General features: G+C 53.5%; 14 protein-coding genes, 1 tRNA gene and 1 pseudogene. 11 read left to right on the forward strand and 5 right to left on the reverse strand.

Annotated features, from left to right (window positions below):
- The first annotated feature begins 211 nt into the window (after positions 1-211).
- Positions 212-991 (forward strand): IS110 family transposase, encoded by a 780-nt coding sequence (locus Yoon_RS14860; protein WP_238113239.1) that lies wholly within the window; start codon positions 212-214, stop codon positions 989-991.
- A gap of 42 nt (positions 992-1033) precedes the next feature.
- Positions 1034-1651, forward strand: a complete 618-nt coding sequence (locus tag Yoon_RS14865; protein ID WP_238113240.1) for a DNA-3-methyladenine glycosylase I — start codon at positions 1034-1036, stop codon at positions 1649-1651.
- A 166-nt stretch (positions 1652-1817) separates the two neighbouring features.
- Here Yoon_RS14865 and Yoon_RS14870 read toward each other — a convergent pair whose 3' ends face one another.
- Entirely contained in the window at positions 1818-1964 is a 147-nt protein-coding gene (locus Yoon_RS14870) for a hypothetical protein (RefSeq protein WP_238113242.1), read from the reverse strand.
- Between the two features lie 152 nt (positions 1965-2116).
- A complete protein-coding gene (locus tag Yoon_RS14875; RefSeq protein WP_238113243.1) occupies positions 2117-2758 on the reverse strand; it encodes a sulfatase-like hydrolase/transferase in 642 nt (213 codons plus the stop codon).
- An 821-nt stretch (positions 2759-3579) separates the two neighbouring features.
- Between Yoon_RS14875 and Yoon_RS14880 the strand changes: the two genes are divergently transcribed.
- The 3 genes from Yoon_RS14880 (at position 3580) to Yoon_RS14890 (ending at position 7098) form a co-directional block, all read left to right on the forward strand.
- On the forward strand, positions 3580-4722 hold the full coding sequence (locus Yoon_RS14880) for a site-specific integrase (protein ID WP_238113244.1): 1143 nt from the start codon (positions 3580-3582) through the stop codon (positions 4720-4722).
- A gap of 256 nt (positions 4723-4978) precedes the next feature.
- Positions 4979-6310, forward strand: coding sequence for a DNA cytosine methyltransferase (locus Yoon_RS14885; protein WP_238113245.1), 1332 nt, complete (start codon positions 4979-4981; stop codon positions 6308-6310).
- Positions 6307-7098: an endonuclease gene (locus Yoon_RS14890; RefSeq protein ID WP_238113246.1), complete on the forward strand. Its 792-nt coding sequence runs from the start codon at positions 6307-6309 to the stop codon at positions 7096-7098. Before Yoon_RS14885 ends, Yoon_RS14890 begins: the two co-directional genes overlap by 4 nt.
- Positions 7099-7176: 78 nt before the next feature.
- Here the strand turns inward: Yoon_RS14890 and Yoon_RS14895 are convergent, their stop codons facing one another.
- The gene (locus Yoon_RS14895) at positions 7177-7509 is read right to left on the reverse strand and encodes a hypothetical protein (RefSeq protein WP_238113247.1); all 333 of its coding nucleotides are present in this window, start codon (positions 7507-7509) and stop codon (positions 7177-7179) included.
- Between the two features lie 114 nt (positions 7510-7623).
- Here Yoon_RS14895 and istB point away from each other — a divergent pair.
- Positions 7624-8292: pseudogene (gene istB, locus Yoon_RS14900) on the forward strand (IS21-like element helper ATPase IstB); the annotation flags it as partial.
- Between the two features lie 209 nt (positions 8293-8501).
- Here istB and Yoon_RS14905 read toward each other — a convergent pair.
- Positions 8502-8587: transfer RNA gene (locus Yoon_RS14905), tRNA-Leu, on the reverse strand.
- A 163-nt stretch (positions 8588-8750) separates the two neighbouring features.
- Between Yoon_RS14905 and Yoon_RS14910 the strand changes: the two genes are divergently transcribed.
- Complete coding sequence (locus Yoon_RS14910) at positions 8751-9728, forward strand: complex I NDUFA9 subunit family protein (protein WP_238113248.1); 978 nt, start codon at positions 8751-8753, stop codon at positions 9726-9728.
- Here Yoon_RS14910 and Yoon_RS14915 read toward each other — a convergent pair.
- Complete coding sequence (locus Yoon_RS14915) at positions 9725-10528, reverse strand: undecaprenyl-diphosphate phosphatase (RefSeq protein ID WP_238113249.1); 804 nt, start codon at positions 10526-10528, stop codon at positions 9725-9727. The two genes, Yoon_RS14910 and Yoon_RS14915, sit on opposite strands and share 4 nt — an antisense overlap.
- Before the next feature lie 217 nt (positions 10529-10745).
- Here Yoon_RS14915 and Yoon_RS14920 point away from each other — a divergent pair, with 217 nt between their 5' ends.
- From Yoon_RS14920 to gltB, 4 genes are read left to right on the forward strand one after another with little or no spacing between them, the layout of a single operon-like run.
- Positions 10746-12173, forward strand: a complete 1428-nt coding sequence (locus Yoon_RS14920; RefSeq protein WP_238113252.1) for an NAD(P)-dependent oxidoreductase — start codon at positions 10746-10748, stop codon at positions 12171-12173.
- A gap of 39 nt (positions 12174-12212) precedes the next feature.
- Positions 12213-12884, forward strand: coding sequence for a hypothetical protein (locus tag Yoon_RS14925; protein ID WP_238113254.1), 672 nt, complete (start codon positions 12213-12215; stop codon positions 12882-12884).
- Positions 12881-13591, forward strand: coding sequence for a hypothetical protein (locus Yoon_RS14930; protein WP_238113256.1), 711 nt, complete (start codon positions 12881-12883; stop codon positions 13589-13591). The genes Yoon_RS14925 and Yoon_RS14930 overlap by 4 nt, the downstream gene beginning before the upstream one ends.
- Positions 13578-18110 carry a glutamate synthase large subunit gene (gene gltB, locus Yoon_RS14935; RefSeq protein ID WP_238113258.1) on the forward strand — a complete coding sequence of 1511 codons (4533 nt, stop codon included), beginning with the start codon at positions 13578-13580 and terminating at the stop codon, positions 18108-18110. Before Yoon_RS14930 ends, gltB begins: the two co-directional genes overlap by 14 nt.
- Position 18111: the final 1 nt, after the last annotated feature.

Genomic DNA, 18111 nt, shown 5'->3' on the forward strand with positions numbered 1-18111 from the left:
AAGCGGGGAAACACCGCGTGGGTGACAGGCGATTGCAAAGCAATCACCGAGAACCCACTCTGACGATACAAATATCAAAGGCCGCCTCGGAAACGAGGCGGCCTTTTGCTTTCCGCGACATAGCTTTTGATGGCCCCCGCGTCATTTTGCGGTAGGTTACTTGCCAAGAGGCTATTCAATCCGACTTATTATTCTTAGCGGTACACAGATTATGCTTATACGTTCATTTATTCGTTTTTCTCCTTGGTGGCTTATTTCTGTCATTAGTTTTTACGTGACGCCCTCGGTTGGCCGGATGGTGATCGATAGTGTAGCCGCACGCGATCAGCTACAACTGGCCCGCAATGCGGCCGCACCCGTACCGGTTCCACTGCATCAACTGTCCCGATCCGGGTTTGCGAACCAGATTGATGAGGTGGCGATTAGCGGTCAACTGGTTGGGACGCTGTACCCAACCACGACGGGCGAAGGCCAAGATGTCGTTCTGACGTTGGTCCCGTCCGAGGGTGATCTTGTCGCCCAGCTGGCTTTTGTCGTTGATGAAAACGACGTCCTCGACACCCTACACGCGCTTGCCACAATGACCGATCCGAATGGGCAAACCATTTTGCGGGGGTTTATCTCGCAGAGCGCAACAGAGCGGTCTCGCGTGGTGCAGGCGTTGGAACGCGGTGCCCCTGCATTCACCGGAGAGCTGATCATCGTTGAGCCGTTTTATGGAAGACGCGACGCGGTACTGGCTGGAGAGATGGAAACACATAATATTGCAATTGGCTTCGGCGGTTTTCTGATTGTAATGATTAATGGGCTGATCGTGTGGAAGTTTCGTGCTGCACGGCGGCGAGGGGCCAAAAAGGCTCATAAACCCCCAATCAAGGTGCAGGAAATGAAAACGCCTGATCCATGGGATACTCCAAAACGCGCACCCGAATCCGTTGATACGGACCCGTTTCAGGATGGGCCGATCATTACAATCGGGCGTAAGATGTAGGGTGGGTCTTGACCCACCACCCCCGCAAGAAAGGATGCTTTGATGCCGCTATACGTTCACCCAGCCGATAATATTACCCGTTGCGGCTGGTGCGCTGCTACCGAAGATTACATCGCCTATCACGACAACGAATGGGGTTATCCGGTGGGTGATGATATTCGCCTGTTTGAGAAGATTTGTTTGGAGAGTTTTCAATCGGGTCTTAGCTGGCGCACGATCCTCACCAAGCGCGAGAATTTTCGCGCGGCGTTTGCCGGGTTTGATTTTCGTAAAATGGCACAGTTTGATGATAGTGACGTGACGCGCCTGCTAAATGATGCCGGCATTGTCCGGCACCGCGGCAAAATCACGGCTGTGATTAATAACGCCCAGCGTTGTTGCGAATTGGTTGATACCGAAGGCTCGCTTGCTGCGTTCATCTGGGGATTTGAGCCGAAAGAAGAGGGGGGCACGCCGCAAAGCCGTACAACCTCACCTGCCTCTGTTGCACTTTCAAAAGAGCTGAAAAAACGCGGCTGGCGTTTTGTCGGTCCCACAACCGCTTTTGCATTTATGCAAGCGATGGGGTTGATCAATGATCACGCCATCGGTTGCGCCTCGCGCGAGGTTGCTGCGCGTGCGCGTGTAGTATTTACGCCGCCTGTTCGTTCAGATCGTTGATGGCTCGTACGCGCTTCATAAGGTCGTCGGCATAAATCCGGCCGCGTTGATAAAATTGGTTTCCAGCAGACGAATCCCATTCGTTATGCATAAAATTTCAATGACTTACGCATCCGCCGATCCATCGAAATTGGGTAATAGCTCCCGGGTGGCGGTGGGATGAATTTTAGGCCGCGATCTCCAACAAGCGAAAACCCATTTCCTTAAACTGGTCGCGGATCGCATCTGGATCAGGGCCAGAGAAATCAACAAATTCAAACCGGCCTAGTTCCTGCGGGGTTTTATGCAGATTTACCCGTAGATTCAGCGTCATGCGGGAAAGGTCGTATGGTCGACTTCCATCAAAAGGTAGCATTGAACTGCCCTGCACGCGATGTTTCTATACCCGCCCGCGGCGTGGGATTGGCATGTTGAGAGCCAAAGTTCTGCCTTGTAAGTATTTTATCTGAACATTCTCTGGACCGGTCAACCAATCATGTCTGGATCATTGGCAAGGGCTTCTTTCGCGTCGGCAATCTCTACGCCCAATCTGCGGCGGATCTGACGGAAGGCGTAATCATACTCGGAGACTGCAAATTCACGGACAGATGTCTGGGTGCCATGTGTGATTTTGCTGAGCGGTTGTCCCTCGATAATATGGGGAACCTCTGCACCGCCGAAATACTCTAGAATGGTCGGCGCCAAATCGATGGCTTCAACCAATGTGCCTGTCTTTAAGCCGCGCGTGCCGTCGGCATCGGGGCGCGGATCAACCACAATAAGCAGGATGCATGCGGAAGCGTCATGGAATAGCTCCTTTTCGCCCATCCAGTGATCGCCAAGGTAATCGCCGTGATCGGACGTAAAGATGATCATCGTATCGTCGGTTTTTCCTGCAGCATCAAGAAATGCCATCAGTTCACCGAGTTGATCATCGATCTGCTTGAGTAATCCGATGTAGCCCCCGATCACCTTGGCGCGCTCAGCCTCATTTCGTACAACGCTGGCGTGAGTTTTGGGCGGGTACATGGCGTGGTACGGGGCTGGCACAATATAGAGCCAATGCGGCTTGATGTAGCCTTGGTGCAGACACCACGATGTGTCACCCGCTTCGCGGATGAAATCCATGGCTCGTTGGGTAGTATAGGGGGGGCACTATCCTCATTGGCGGCACGTGCTGCCGCGTCCGAATTGTTGAGGAACCAGCCGTTTAGCAGATTTCCGTCTTCATCTTCGCCACTATTTGCAACGGTTTCCCGACCTCGGTAAGGTGAGTGACGGACACCCAAGGCAAAGCTTGCGTTGGCGCGCGATCGTGGTTGCCAATGACTAGACGCTGCTCTGCATCGGGCAGCTGGCCGAAGAGTATCTGGAGCCAGTCTTCATCTTTCGTAGATGGCCCGATGGCAAAATCACCGACAATTTAGAGCGTGTCTTCACGCTGTACGACCCTCCACATGTTTCGATCAGAACCGAGTTCATGTGACTGGCTCAATCCCACTTTAAGTCGTTGATTAAGGATCTGAAATCATTGTTATTTTATAGTTAGTGGCAATCCATCACACTAAATTTAATGGTTCTTGAGGCTCACTGATCTAGATAATTCCACATGCCTCGCATAACTACGAAAAATCGAACGGAGGTCAATTCCAACGGCATCTCCAGAAGTGCTCCACGGCAAACTTGGGGAACATACGGGTAATGGATAGGTGGTATGGCGCTAAGTATATGCTATTACGGTATTTTTTGTAAATCTTGGTGCCCAGGGGAGGCATATAACTACCTTCTCAAGCACGAAAATACCATCCCAAAAGATATATAAAAGAAGGGTATTTGCGGCTTCTATGTTGACTTAGCTTCTCATAGCAGCGCATCATTTTACATGTCCAAAGGTGGTCCAAAAGGTGGGCTAATATGTTCGGTTCCCAATATGCCAAAAGGTGGGCCACGTGAAATACAATGCCCTCACTCAGATGAAAGCAAAGAACCTTGGCCCCGGCAAGCATGCGGATGGTCAGGGCCTTTGGCTCATCAAAAAAGAGAAGATCTCCGGCAAGTGGATCGTTCGTATCGTGATCCAAGGCAAGCGCCGTGAAATGGGATTGGGCCGGTGGCCGGATGTGTCGATTGCGGAAGCGCGTGAGCGGGCCAGTGAGGCTCGACAACATGTCCGCGATGGCATGGACCCTATTGCGGAACGTCAAGAACAGAGCAAAAAGCCATTGAGCCTGACCGTCGAAGAAGCTGTTCATGGTTGCTTTGAGGCCCGTCAGGCAGAGCTTAAGCACGACGGCAAGGCTGGTCGGTGGCTGTCGCCGCTCAAAACCCATATCCTTCCCAAGATTGGCAGTAAGCCCATTGAATCCATTGACCAGCATGCCATCAAAGATGTGCTTGATCCCATCTGGCACAGCAAAGCGGATACGGCGCGCAAAGCGCTCAATCGGTTGAATCTGACATTAAGCCACGCGGCGGCGCTCGGGCTAGAAGTTGATCTTCAAGCGCCCATGGAGGCGCGGGCCTTGATGGGCAAGCAGCGGCATGAGGTCACAAACATCCCCTCCATGCCCTATCAAGAAGTGCCAAAGTTTTACAAATGGCTGTCTGGGCAAGAGCTGATCGCCGCAAAGGCATTGCAATTTTTGATCCTGACGGCGGCGCGGACCAGTGAAGTGCGTCTCGCCACCTTCGATGAAATCACAGAAGGCGTTTGGCGTCTGCCCGCAGAGCGCACCAAAACCGGCGCGCCGCATCGGATACCGCTCAGCAAAGCCGCTCAAAACCTTATCGCGACCATGCCGCACATGAAGGATTGCCCGTATATCTTCGCCAGCAATCGCGGCAAGCCGCTCTCAGATATGGCCATGTCCACCCTCATGAAACGAGAGGGCTACACCGCTCGCCCACACGGTTTCCGGGCGTCCTTCCGCACCTGGGCGGATGAACAATCCGACTACCCCTTCGAAGTCAAAGAAATGGCCCTCGGCCACAAAGTTGGCTCCAACACCGTCCGCGCCTACCAACGATCAGACCAGCTAGAGGCACGGATTAGCCTGATGGAGGATTGGCAAAATTCAATACTCGTGATTTAGGTCGAAATATAGGCCGTGGATAGGTGCTATCCACACTTACCGAAAAGATTTTGAATCACCAAAACGGATCGTTTTCTGGCGTGGCAGGTATATAATAGCCATTCATACTTGCCAGAAATGGAGGCGGCGCTTAATCAGTATGATTTGTTTCTTGCAGAACTCATCAACTAATCCTTTATTAATCCGCACTGATGAAGATATTGTCAGCAAAACAGTACGACTCTACCGTATCTAGCGACCGACTGAGGAACAAACATTGAACAACCGTCCTATCGCCATTGACCTATTCGCCGGAGTCGGCGGCATGTCTCTCGGGTTTGAGCAGGCAGGATTCGACGTTAAAGCGGCGGTTGAAATTGATCCTGTTCATGCGGCTTGTCACGCTTTTAACTTTCCTGAGTGTGCGGTCCTTCCACATAGCATCACTGAACTCTCAGGAACCGATATCGTTCGAGAAGCAGGCATCGAAGGGAAACCAGTTGATGTTGTTTGCGGTGGCGCACCCTGCCAAGGATTTTCGTTGATCGGCAAACGTGCAATTGACGACCCTCGCAACGTACTTGTCCGAGACTTTATCCGCATTGTCTGTGAACTAAACGCCCGTTCGTTTGTGTTCGAGAACGTCAAAGGCCTCACGCTTGGGAAGCACAAAGCCTTTCTCAACGAACTCATCGAAAGCTTTACCGAAGCAGGGTATGATGTACTGGTGAAGCCTAAAGTACTAAATGCAGCGCACCATGGCGTTCCGCAAAGCCGTGACCGACTATTTCTGATGGGTGTAAAGCGAGGCGAGACATTACCCTCTTACCCGATGGCTACAACAACCAAGCCAAGTGCAAAAACATCATCTGATCTGCCATCTGCGCCCACCATTGAGGAAGCGCTGTTTGATCTGCCCGACGCGGAAGGCTTCTCGTCCCTTGATGGGAAAGACTGGGTCGCAACCAAGCGCTTTGGTGCACCGAGTTCTTACGCGGCCAAACTGCGCTGCCTGACAAATGATGCATGGGGCTACGGCCACCCGCGCGAATGGTCTCCTGAAATTCTTACCAGCAGCATGAGAACCAGTCATACAGAAATATCACGCCGCCGCTTTAAAGGCACCCCCGTTGGTAAAGTTGAACCTATTTCACGTTTGTTCAAACTGGACCCAGATGGTATTTCTAATACCCTTAGGGCAGGAACAGACGCATCACGAGGGGCTTTCACCAGCCCGCGCCCCATACATCCAAAATACAATCGTTGCATTACGGTGCGGGAGATGGGGCGGCTTCATGGCTTCCCAGATTGGTTCCGTTTCCATCAGACGAAATGGCATGGTGCCAGACAGATCGGCAACGCAGTCCCACCACCCTTGGCCCGCGCAGTTGCAGGCGCTGTAATCAAGGCTCTCGGCTTCGTCCCAAAGCAATCTGAAACAACACTCAAACTTGGCGATGAGCGTTTGCTGACTATGGACTTGTCAGAGGCTTCACGCTTTTGGAAAGTGAAGAACCCTATTGGTCGGCGTGATCGCAAGAGTGGCGATAAAAAGCGCAGCCAAGCACAAATTGAACAAGAACTTCAAAATATGGTAGCGGCAGAATGAATAAGTCCACCAACCGCTATCACGCATTGATCGAAAAGATTTTTTTTGACCGATACAATGAAGGTGTGAGTGAAATTCTTTGGGAGCGTAGCGACCTAGAAACCGCTGCGACTGACTTAGACATTCAACTCCCCAAGAACCTCGGCGACGTTGTGTATTCTATTCGCTATCGTACACCGATGCCGAGCCGCATTCTGGCGACTCAAGCAGATGGCAAGGAATGGGTGATCCGCGGCAAAGGTCGTGCCAAGTACGCTTTTAAACTGGTCAACGTGAACCGCATCGTTCCACGCGACGATATGGTGGCAATCAAAATACCTGACGCCACGCCGGAGATTATCGGGCAATATGCACTCTCAGACGAACAAGCCCTACTCGCCAAGGTTCGGTACAACCGATTGATTGACGTATTTCTGGGTCTCGTGGCCTACTCATTGCAAAACCACCTACGTACCACCGTCGCAGACATCGGTCAGATCGAGATTGATGAGATTTACGTTGGCGTAGACAGTAATGGGCGTCAGTTTATCATTCCTGTACAAGCCAAAGGCGGCAACGATCAATTGAGTGTCATTCAAACTGAGCAAGACATTCAGTGCTGTGTAGAAAAATATCCGACCCTCATTTCACGCGCTATTTCAGCACAGTTCATTGAAGATGATCTAATTGCACTGTTTGAGCTTGCCTTTGACAATGATGAAATCAAGGTGGTTCAAGAGAAGCATTATCGATTGGCGCAAAGTGATCAGATTAGTGAGTCTGAATTGGCGAGATACAACGCAACCTAAAGAGGCTGCCGTCAGCGTTCTTGAGCCCCCTCATTCAGCATGACGTTAAGGCTGATGGGGGATTGGAGCAAGCATCCTCTAAAGCCCCAGCACTTGCCCGAGTTTCTCCGTCACGGGCCTGAGGGGGTCAACAAATCCCAGATCGTAGATCATGGTGGTATCGATATTGCCTTTGTGGTCGACATAGTGAGACACATCTTCTCGCCTTACGCCCTGACCTGTGATCATGAGGCTAATGGCGATCCTCTTAAGATCGTATAACTGAAACTGCGATGGGACCCCATCAAGCGCTTTGAACGTCGCGAGAGATCGCTTGAAGTTGTCGCGGGGCCGGGTCGGATCGGCATGATTGGGAAATAAGAGATCACTGTCTGGCCATCGCGCGCGCTGCGCCCGCACCAGGTCAGCCACAGCCGGGCTTTTATTGTCCGAGCCTATCCCCTTCAAACGCATGAGATGCTGTTCGATGCCCACTGGCATGCATTCCGCGTGTTCGGCGGCGTTCCAGCGTTTGAGGCCGCTACACCTATGTTGTCTCAACTGCTCAAAGCGGAGATGGCAGAACGTGAGGTCCGTTCGATTGCCTACGACACGAAGGTGGCGCGCTTCCCATCATACAAGGACCTCGCGGGTTTTGACTTCACGTCGAGCGACATCAACGAGGCTTCTGTCCGCCAGCTCCATCGCGGCGAGTTCGTCGAGAATGCGGAAAACGTCGTTCTGATCGGTGGGCCCGGCACTGGCAAAAGCCATGTTGCCACGGCTATCGATGTCCAGGCCATTGAGCACCACAGACGCAAAGTGCGCTTTTACTCGACCGTCGAACTCGTCAACGCATTGGAACAAGAAAAAGCACTTGGGAAGGCTGGTAAGATGGCCGAGATGCTGACCAAAATCGACTTGGTTATCCTTGATGAACTCGGCTACCTGCCGTTCAGTCCGTCTGGCGGTGCGTTGCTGTTCCACCTTCTGAGCAAGCTCTATGAGCGCACCAGCGTCGTCATCACAACCAACCTCAGCTTCAGTGAATGGGCGCAGGTCTTCGGTGACGCAAAGATGACAACGGCGCTGCTCGACCGTCTCACACATCGCTGCCACATCCTCGAAACAGGCAACGACAGCTACCGCTTCAAGGCCAGTTCAGAAGCCGCAAAGAAAACCACAAAGGAGGCCACCACATTGACCAAAACGTAACTGCTGATAAACAATAGAGACGGGTCAAATCCCGGTGGCAATACCGGGTCAGTTCTCAATGACATTCAACAGTGAAGCGTCAGAAAGACAGGGCACCAAAAAGCGAGAGATGATCATCAAATCAGTGAATTTACAGGGTGGGCTGAAAGGTGGGCTGAAATAGCAGTTATTCAATTTATCTATTTAAAGCAGTGGTTTATTGAAGTATTTGGTGCCCAGGAGAGGACTCGAACCTCCACGTCCATACAGACACCAGCACCTGAAGCTGGCGCGTCTACCATTCCGCCACCTGGGCAGGTGTCGTGGGGGCGATGTAAGGCTGGACGGGGGCACTGTCAACGCGATTCGACTTGAAAATTGCGACCAAGCGGGAACGCGATGCAGATTCATTTCAAATGCGCCTTGTCTGGCCTTGGGTGGCCGGGTAAACCGGGCGAAACAAGCAACGAGGCCAAGCCATGTCTAAGCTAGTCACCATATTCGGCGGTTCGGGTTTTGTGGGGCGCTATATTGCCCGACGCATGGCTCTTGAAGGATGGCGCGTCCGCGTTGCGGTCCGTACCGTGAACGAGGCGATGTTCGTGCGCCCTTACGGTGTTGTCGGACAGGTAGAGCCAATTTTTTGCAATATCCGTGACGATGCTAGCGTTGCCTCTGCAACCGAGGGCGCAGATGCGGTTGTGAACTGTGTTGGTCTTTTAGATGAAGTTGGCAAAAACACTTTTGACGCGGTGCATGCCGAAGGTGCCGGACGTATCGCAAGGATCGCTGCGGAACTGAATGTTGCCCGTATGGTGCATATTTCGGCTGTTGGCGCAGATGAAAACGCGCCAAGCCAGTACTGCCGTACCAAAGCCGCGGGCGAAGCCACGGTTCAACAGTATTTCCCTGGTGCCGTGATTTTGCGTCCCTCAATTGTGTTTGGCCCAGAAGATACTTTCTTTAACCGGTTTGCGGGCATGTCGCGCTTTGGCCCGGTCTTGCCGATCATCGGCGCCGATACCCTGTTCCAACCGGTCTATGTCGACGATGTTGCCGCCGCCGCTGCCAAAGCCGTGATAGGCGATGCCGAGGCTGGCGTTTACGAACTGGGCGGTCCTGATGTGCTGACCATGCGTGGCCTGATTAAAAAGATGCTGACCGTTGTGCGTCGCCGTCGTTTGGTTGTGAATATTCCGTTCGGAATTGCCCGCATGATGGCTTGGGGGTTTGGTGTTGGCCGGACTTTGTCGCTCGGTTTGGTCAAAGGGCCAGTTACCAAGGATCAGGTCAAAAGCTTGACCGTGGACAATGTTGTTACTGGGGCGAATGGTTTGGATAGCTTTGGCATCCAGCCGACCTCGCTTGATGCAGTGCTGCCTGATTATCTGTGGCGTTTCCGCCCGTCGGGTCAGTACGACGCGATCAAAGAATCAGCCAAAAACCTAAAGGCCTAAGTATAGGCGATCCACAGCAACAACACGCCCAACCCTAGTCGGTAGATGACGTAGGGCGTGTAGCTGACCGCGCGTAAAAGTCGCATCATTAAGGTCAGCGCGATCAGCGCCGCGACAAATGACATGCCAACGACCATGGCAATATCGCGCACTGCGCCGATATCTACGGTTCCAACCAGATCAAGCCCGAGCAGGCTCGCGGATGCGATAATCGTTGGGATCGACATCAGCATCGAAATGCGCGCCGCCTCTGAACGTGTATAGCCTAACAACCGTGCGGCGGTGATTGTGATACCTGACCGTGAGGTACCGGGAATCAATGCGACCGCTTGCCATACACCCATCTTGATTGCGTCCTTAAGGGCCCAATCTTCGACGGTTTTTTCAGTTGGCCCGTTTTGGTCCGCCCAATACAGAACCAGCCCAAAGATCGTCATGGTCCATCCAATCACCGCGATTCCCCGCATTTGATCGGATAGGCCGGTCAGTTTGAGGAAGAGGCCAAATAGGATCACCGGAATGGTCGCGACGATCAGGCCCATCGCAAGCCGTGCGCCTTGGGTGTCGATCTTGCCTTGCATCACGCGCAGCAACCCTTGTGTCGCAAGCCAAACATCGGCCCGAAAATACAAGATCACCGCAAGTAGTGTGCCAACATGTGCTGCGACATCAATAACCTGCCCCTGATCATCAAGCCCGGTGAGAGAGGGAAGAAGGATCAGATGACCCGAAGATGAAACGGGCAGAAATTCTGTCACGCCTTGGATCAGCGCCACAAGTAGAAGATTGAAAGTCGTCATTGTGATCTGCCTGCGATTCGCTTTTCCACAACCTAACCTGATGTATCGTTGGGGAAAGAGAGTAATTGGGTCCGATTTGGTCCTAATTTATCGACCGCAGCCAGTAAAATTCGCAAAAGCGTAGCAAATTTTTTTATATAGGTCAGTAATGCTGCCTTTTCTTTTCTGACATCCTGTTCTACAAGGCAGTTCGCTCTGTAATATGGGAGGACAGCGGATGGCTGGCCAGAAGATGCTAAAATTTACTGACGTAGACCGCGAGATGCCGCAAAAGCGCCCGCCAAATCTGCGCAAACAGGATTTTGGTGAAATCTATGCCGAGTTTGCAACGGCGAAAGCCGCAGAGCAAGCCAGCCGTTGTTCCCAATGTGGTGTTCCCTATTGCCAGTCGCACTGTCCGCTGCACAATAACATTCCCGATTGGCTGCGCCTGACTGCCGAAGGCCGCCTGCAAGAGGCTTATGAAATTAGCCAAGCGACAAATACATTCCCCGAGATTTGTGGCCGTATTTGCCCGCAAGATCGTCTTTGTGAGGGGAATTGTGTGATTGAACAATCCGGCCACGGCACGGTGACAATCGGGTCCGTTGAAAAATACATCACTGACACGGCGTTTGAAGAAGGTTGGGTTAAACCGATCACACCAAGCATGGAGCGCACCGATAGCGTCGGCATCATTGGGGCGGGCCCCGGTGGTCTGGCCGCCGCTGATATGCTGCGCCGCCAAGGCGTGCAGGTCACCGTTTATGATCGCTATGACCGCGGTGGCGGTTTGCTGACCTACGGCATTCCCGGCTTTAAGCTTGAAAAAGACGTTGTCATGAAACGAATGACGCAGCTGGAAGAAGGCGGCGTTGAATTCGTCCTGAATTGCAACGTCGGCGAAGATCTGTCGTTTGATGCAATCCGAGGCAAGCATGATGCGGTGTTGATTGCGACAGGTGTTTATAAGACCCGCGATCTTCCGGATTCAGATGCTGATGGCATCGTCAACGCGATTGATTTCTTGACCGTCAGCAACCGTACCGGGTTCGGTGATGTTGTTCCCGAGTTCGAAAGCGGTGAGCTGAACGCTGCCGGCAAGCGCGTTGTCGTGATTGGCGGTGGTGATACTGCCATGGACTGCGTGCGCACGTCGATCCGCCAAGGCGCTGAAAGCGTGAAATGCCTTTACCGTCGTGACCGCGCCAATATGCCCGGATCGCAACGCGAAGTCCAAAACGCCGAAGAAGAAGGTGTTGAATTTGTCTGGCTTGCCGCACCCGATGGGTTTGAAGGCGAAGCTGTCACGGGTGTGAAGGTGCAAAAGATGCGTCTTGGCGCGCCCGATGCGACTGGCCGTCAGGCCCCCGAAGTGATCGAGGGCGCTGACTATGTAGAACCCGCTGACCTCGTGATCAAAGCGCTTGGTTTCTCGCCCGAGGATCTGCCAAAGCTTTGGGGTGTCGATGGGCTTGAAGTGACCCGTTGGGGCACAGTGAAGGCCGAATTCGAAACGGGTGCAACCAGCCTTGATGGTGTTTTTGCTGCTGGCGATATCGTGCGCGGCGCCTCGCTTGTCGTTTGGGCGATCCGTGACGGGCGCGACAGCGCGGCTGCCATTTTGAACTATCTGAACGAAACCGCCGCCGTGGCTGCAGAATAAAATTCACCCTCTCACCATACTGACTGAAAAGGTTAAGACATGATGAAGTCCCTGATGACCCTTGCGCTCTTGACGTTGGCGAGCCCAGCCATCGCCCAGCAAAGCTTTGCGGCACCCGAAGGCTGCGAAGCCAAGCTGACTGTGCAGCAAAAAGGCTGTGTCATGGTGAATGTTTGGACCTGCGAAGCCGACAACCCCGGTGACCAATGGATCGCCTTGATCGGTCAGGGTGGCGTATTCAGCGTGCAGCGTGTCGACGGTGAATTCCAGTGGATGGAAACATATTCGGTACTGGGCGATGACTATTTGCGCGAACCCGTTGCAGATCCGTCTTCACTGACTGAACTATTCGCGAACGACATTGATACGTGGGATTTCACCATCGAGACCGAAGATGGCCCCGAACGCAATGTCGGCTTTGATATGCTGACTGGGATCGCCTATGAAATTGACGGCGAAGAATTGTTGCAGACTGAATTTCAAGGCCAAACTCTGGACGCCGACGGCAACGTGCTGGACGCAAGTAGCGGCCGCCAATACGTCAGCAAAAAGCATCGCTTGTTCTTTTTCGGTGAATCTTGGCTTGATGAAAGCCCTGATCAGATTACCGATATGTCACCCGTTGAGTTTATCTATCCGGGCGAGCCGGGGTTCTTTGCAGATCAACCTGTTTATGAATGCAATGAAATCGAAGCGAGTTTTCAACCATGAAAATGGTGGCGCTCCTTATGGTCGCGGCGAGCCCTGCAGCGGCACAAACCGGACCGGCGACGTTTAGCTTGCCGTCGGGGTGTACCGCCTATGTGACGACACAAAATGCAAGCTGCGAAGTCGAGCATCTTTTTACCTGCGCAGGTGACCCTTCGGGCCACCAACAGCGCGTGACGCTGGACGAGCAGGGAATGACTTTCCTAAGCGTCATTGATGCAGAGGCGCAATGGATCAGCAGTTTTTATCCCCGTGACGGGTATAACAAATGGCTTCTACCGGATGCTGCTGACCCAGCGTCGTTTTCCGAACTGCTGGCCAATGGTGTGGATCACTATGATTTTTACACCGATACGGATCGGTTTGGCGTGACCCATTACGTCGGGACTGACCGTTTGACTGGGCGTGAAGTGATCATTGACGGCGTGACGTTGCTGGAAACAGCATTTGAAATCACCGCTTCTGCGCCTGATGGCACCGTCATTTGGTCAACACGCGGCAACGAAACGATCAGCCCCGAATGGCGTCGGTTTTTTGGCGGTACGGGCGTAACCACATCATCGGCTGGCGAAGAACCCTTTGATGAACGCCCCATCGAATTCATCTTTCCCGGCGAGCCGGGTTTTCTAAGTACGCGGCCCAAACATGGCTGCGGCGTTGCGTTATCATCCGCACCATTTTCTGAGGAGACTACCTATGACCACCTATGATCAAGCTTGGGTCGCGGCTGAAGAAGCAAAGCGTAAATGGATGACCGAAAACGGTCTGTATGCTGACGAAGACGAACATTCGTCATGCGGTGTCGGTCTTGTGGTTGCCATCGACGGGACCGCTTCGCGCGGTGTTGTTGAAAACGGTATTGATGCGCTTAAGGCGATTTGGCACCGCGGTGCTGTCGATGCGGACGGTAAAACAGGTGATGGCGCGGGTATTCACGTGCAAATCCCCGGCCCGTTCTTTCAGGACCAAATCCGGCGCACCGGGCACGAACCCAAAGACGGCGAAAAAATTGCTGTTGGGCAGGTGTTCTTGCCACGCACAGATTTCGGTGCTCAAGAGCGTTGCCGCACGATCGTTGAATCCGAAGTGCTGCGCCTTGGTCACTATATCTATGGCTGGCGCCATGTGCCGGTAAGCACTGAATGTCTGGGTGAAAAAGCGAACGCGACCCGCCCCGAGATCGAACAAATTTTGATCCGTTGCGAAAAGGACATAGATGATGAACAGTTCGAACGTGAGCTGTATATCATCCGCCGTCGTATCGAAAAAGCTGCGGCTGCAGCACAGATTAACGGTGTCTATATTTGTTCGCTGTCGTGCCGTTCAATCATCTATAAAGGCATGATGCTGGCCGAACAGGTTGCTGAGTTCTATCCAGACCTGATGGATGAGCGGTTTGAATCGGCCTTTGCGATTTATCACCAGCGCTATTCAACCAACACATTCCCGCAGTGGTCCTTGGCACAGCCGTTCCGCATGTTGGCCCATAACGGCGAGATCAACACGCTTAAAGGCAACGTTAACTGGATGAAGTCTCACGAAATTCGCATGGCTTCTGGCGCGTTTGGGGACAAAGCAGAAGATATCAAACCGATTATCCCGTCGGGTGCATCGGATTCGTCTGCATTGGATTCAGTTTTTGAGGTTCTCGTGCGTGCGGGCCGCAATGCGCCAATGGCAAAAACGATGCTGGTTCCCGAAGCATGGGCACAGCAAGCCTCGGATATGCCGCAGGCTTGGCAAGATATGTACGCCTACTGCAACGCCGTGATGGAGCCATGGGATGGCCCGGCTGCGCTCGCGATGACCGATGGGCGCTGGGTGTGTGGTGGTCTTGACCGCAACGGCCTACGTCCGCTGCGCTACGTCGTGACAGGTGACGGGCTGCTGATCGCGGGGTCCGAGGTTGGGATGGTTCCGATCGACGAAGCGACTGTTGTCGAAAAAGGCGCGCTTGGCCCCGGCCAGATGATAGCGGTCGATATGGTCGAAGGTAAGCTTTACCATGACACCAAAATGAAAGACGTGCTGTCGTGCGCGCAGCCATTTGGTGACTGGATTGAAAAAGTTGTCGATCTGACCGGAGCGATGGGCGATGTACCCGAAGTCACATTGTTTGACGGTGCTGATCTGCGCCAGCGTCAGGTTGCGGCCGGTTATTCCATCGAGGACCTTGAACAGGTGCTTGCGCCAATGGCCGAGGACGGCAAAGAAATGATCGCGTCGATGGGGGATGATACCCCGTCTGCCGTGCTTTCGAGCGTTTATCGCCCGCTGTCGCATTTCTTCCGTCAGAACTTTAGCCAAGTCACCAACCCGCCGATCGACAGTTTGCGTGAAACACGCGTGATGTCGTTGAAAACCCGGTTCGGGAACCTCAAAAACGTGCTGGACGAAAATTCGTCCCAAGCCGAGATTCTGGTGCTCGAAAGCCCATTTGTGTCCAACGGTGAGTTTGATGAGATGGTCAGCCGCTTTGGTGGCAATGTGGCATTCATTGATTGTACGTTTGCGCAAGGGCGCGGCGCGTTGTCTGCAGGGCTTCAGCGCATCCGCGAAGAAGCTGAAGATGCTGTGCGTTCTGGCGCTGGACACCTTGTGCTGACCGACCAACACCAAGACGTTGACCGCGTGCCAATGCCGATGATCCTTGCAACATCTGCAGTGCATTCGGGGCTGACTGGCAAAGGACTAAGGACGTTCTGTTCAATCAACGTGCGGTCCGCCGAATGTATCGATCCGCATTACTTTGCGGTTCTGATCGGCTGTGGCGCGACCACTGTAAACGCCTATTTGGCCCAAGATTCGATTGCCAACCGTGTTGAACGCGGGCTGGTTGATGGCACCTTGGCCGAGGCCGTGGGCCGTTACCGCAAAGCGGTTGACGCAGGATTGCTGAAAATCATGGCGAAGATGGGGATTTCCGTTCTGTCCTCTTACCGAGGTGGGCTCAACTTTGAGGCCGTCGGCCTGTCGCGCGCGATGGTTGCTGAATTCTTCCCCGGTATGCAAAGCCGTATTTCGGGCATCGGTACCAGCGGTATCCAAACCAAGGTCGAAGAAGTGCACGCGCGCGGTTGGAAAAACCCGTCAGACATTCTGCCAATCGGTGGCTTCTACAAGGCGCGCCGTACAGGCGAAAAGCACGCTTGGGAAGCCCAAACAATGCATATGCTGCAAGCGGCCTGTAACAACGCGTCCTACGCGATGTGGCAGCAATACAGCAAGTCTATGCAATCCAACCCGCCGATCCACCTGCGCGATCTTTTGGCGATCAAACCGATGGCAAAACCTGTGCCGATTGAAGAGGTCGAAAGCATCACCGCGATCCGTAAGCGTTTCGTGACGCCGGGCATGTCTTTGGGTGCGCTGTCACCTGAATCGCACCGGACCTTGTCTATTGCGATGAACCGCATCGGTGCAAAATCTGATTCCGGTGAAGGTGGCGAAAGCCCAGATGATTTCACCCCGGAGCCAAACGGTGACAACGCCTCGGCAAAGATTAAACAGGTTGCTTCAGGTCGCTTTGGCGTCACCGCAGAATATCTGCTTGCCTGTGAAGAGCTTGAGATCAAAGTTGCCCAAGGTGCCAAACCCGGCGAGGGCGGCCAGCTACCCGGCATGAAGGTCACCGACCTGATTGCAAAGCTACGCCATTCGACCAAAGGCGTGACCTTGATATCACCGCCGCCGCACCACGATATCTATTCAATCGAGGATCTCGCGCAGTTGATCTATGATCTGAAGCAGATCAACCCGATCTGTAAGGTAACTGTGAAACTGGTTGCGGCGTCTGGTGTCGGTACGATTGCCGCAGGTGTGGCCAAGGCAAAGGCCGACGTGATCCTGATCTCAGGTCACAACGGCGGGACTGGCGCATCACCGGGTACGTCGATCAAATATGCTGGCCTTCCTTGGGAAATGGGTCTGACCGAAGCCCACCAAGTGCTTGCCATGAACAACCTGCGCGAACGGATCACGCTGCGGACCGATGGCGGCTTGCGCACAGGTCGTGACATTGTCATGGCCGCGATGCTGGGCGCCGAAGAATACGGTATCGGCACCGCCGCGCTGATCGCGATGGGTTGCATTATGGTCCGTCAGTGTCAGTCGAACACATGTCCGGTTGGGGTTTGCACCCAAGACCAAGCGCTGCGTGACAAGTTCACAGGCAACGCTGATAAGGTCGTGAACCTGATCACGTTCTACGCCACTGAAGTACGCGAAATCCTTGCGAGCATCGGTGCGCGTTCCTTGGACGAAGTGATTGGACGTGCTGATCTGCTGACACAAGTCAGCCGTGGTTCGGCGCATTTGGATGATCTGGATTTGAACCCAATGCTGATCACTGTCGATGGGGCAGAAAAGATCACCTATGATCGCAACAAGCCACGCAATGCTGTTGATGACACGCTGGACGCGCAGATCGTCAAAGATGCGGCACGTTTCTTGGAAGAGGGCGAAAAGATGCAGTTGGATTACGCCGTGCAAAACACACTGCGGACCATCGGCACGCGGACATCTAGCCATATCGTCAAAAACTTTGGCATGCGTAACGATCTGCAACCGGATCACCTGACTGTGAAACTGCGCGGCTCTGCCGGGCAATCACTGGGGGCATTTGCTGCACCCGGGCTTAAGCTCGAGGTATCAGGCGATGCCAACGACTATGTTGGTAAGGGGCTATCTGGCGGTACAGTCGTTGTGCGCCCACCTATGGTCAGCCCGCTGGTTGCGGCCGAAAACACGATCATCGGGAACACGGTGCTTTACGGGGCGACTGATGGCTATCTGTTCGCCGCTGGGCGCGCGGGTGAACGGTTTGCCGTGCGGAACTCAGGCGCGACTGTCGTGATTGAGGGCTGCGGGACCAACGGTTGTGAATATATGACCGGCGGTTTGGCCGTGATCCTTGGGTCTATCGGTGCCAACTTTGGGGCCGGCATGACAGGTGGCATGGCCTATCTTTATGATCCAAAGGGCGAGGCCGCTGACCTGATCAACATGGAAACATTGGTGACGAACCCCGTCACTGTGGACCATTGGGTGGACCAGTTGAAGTCCTTGATCGAACGCCATGGCGCAGAGACTGGCAGCCGCAAAGCCGCTGAAATCTTGCAGCATTGGGAATTGGAAAAGGACAATTTTGTCCAGATTTGCCCCAAAGAGATGCTCGTGCATCTTAAGCATCCACTGAGCGTCGAAAACGCGGCGATCCCTGCTGAATAAG

The organism is Yoonia sp. I 8.24 (assembly GCF_022096995.1).
Classification (GTDB): domain Bacteria; phylum Pseudomonadota; class Alphaproteobacteria; order Rhodobacterales; family Rhodobacteraceae; genus Yoonia.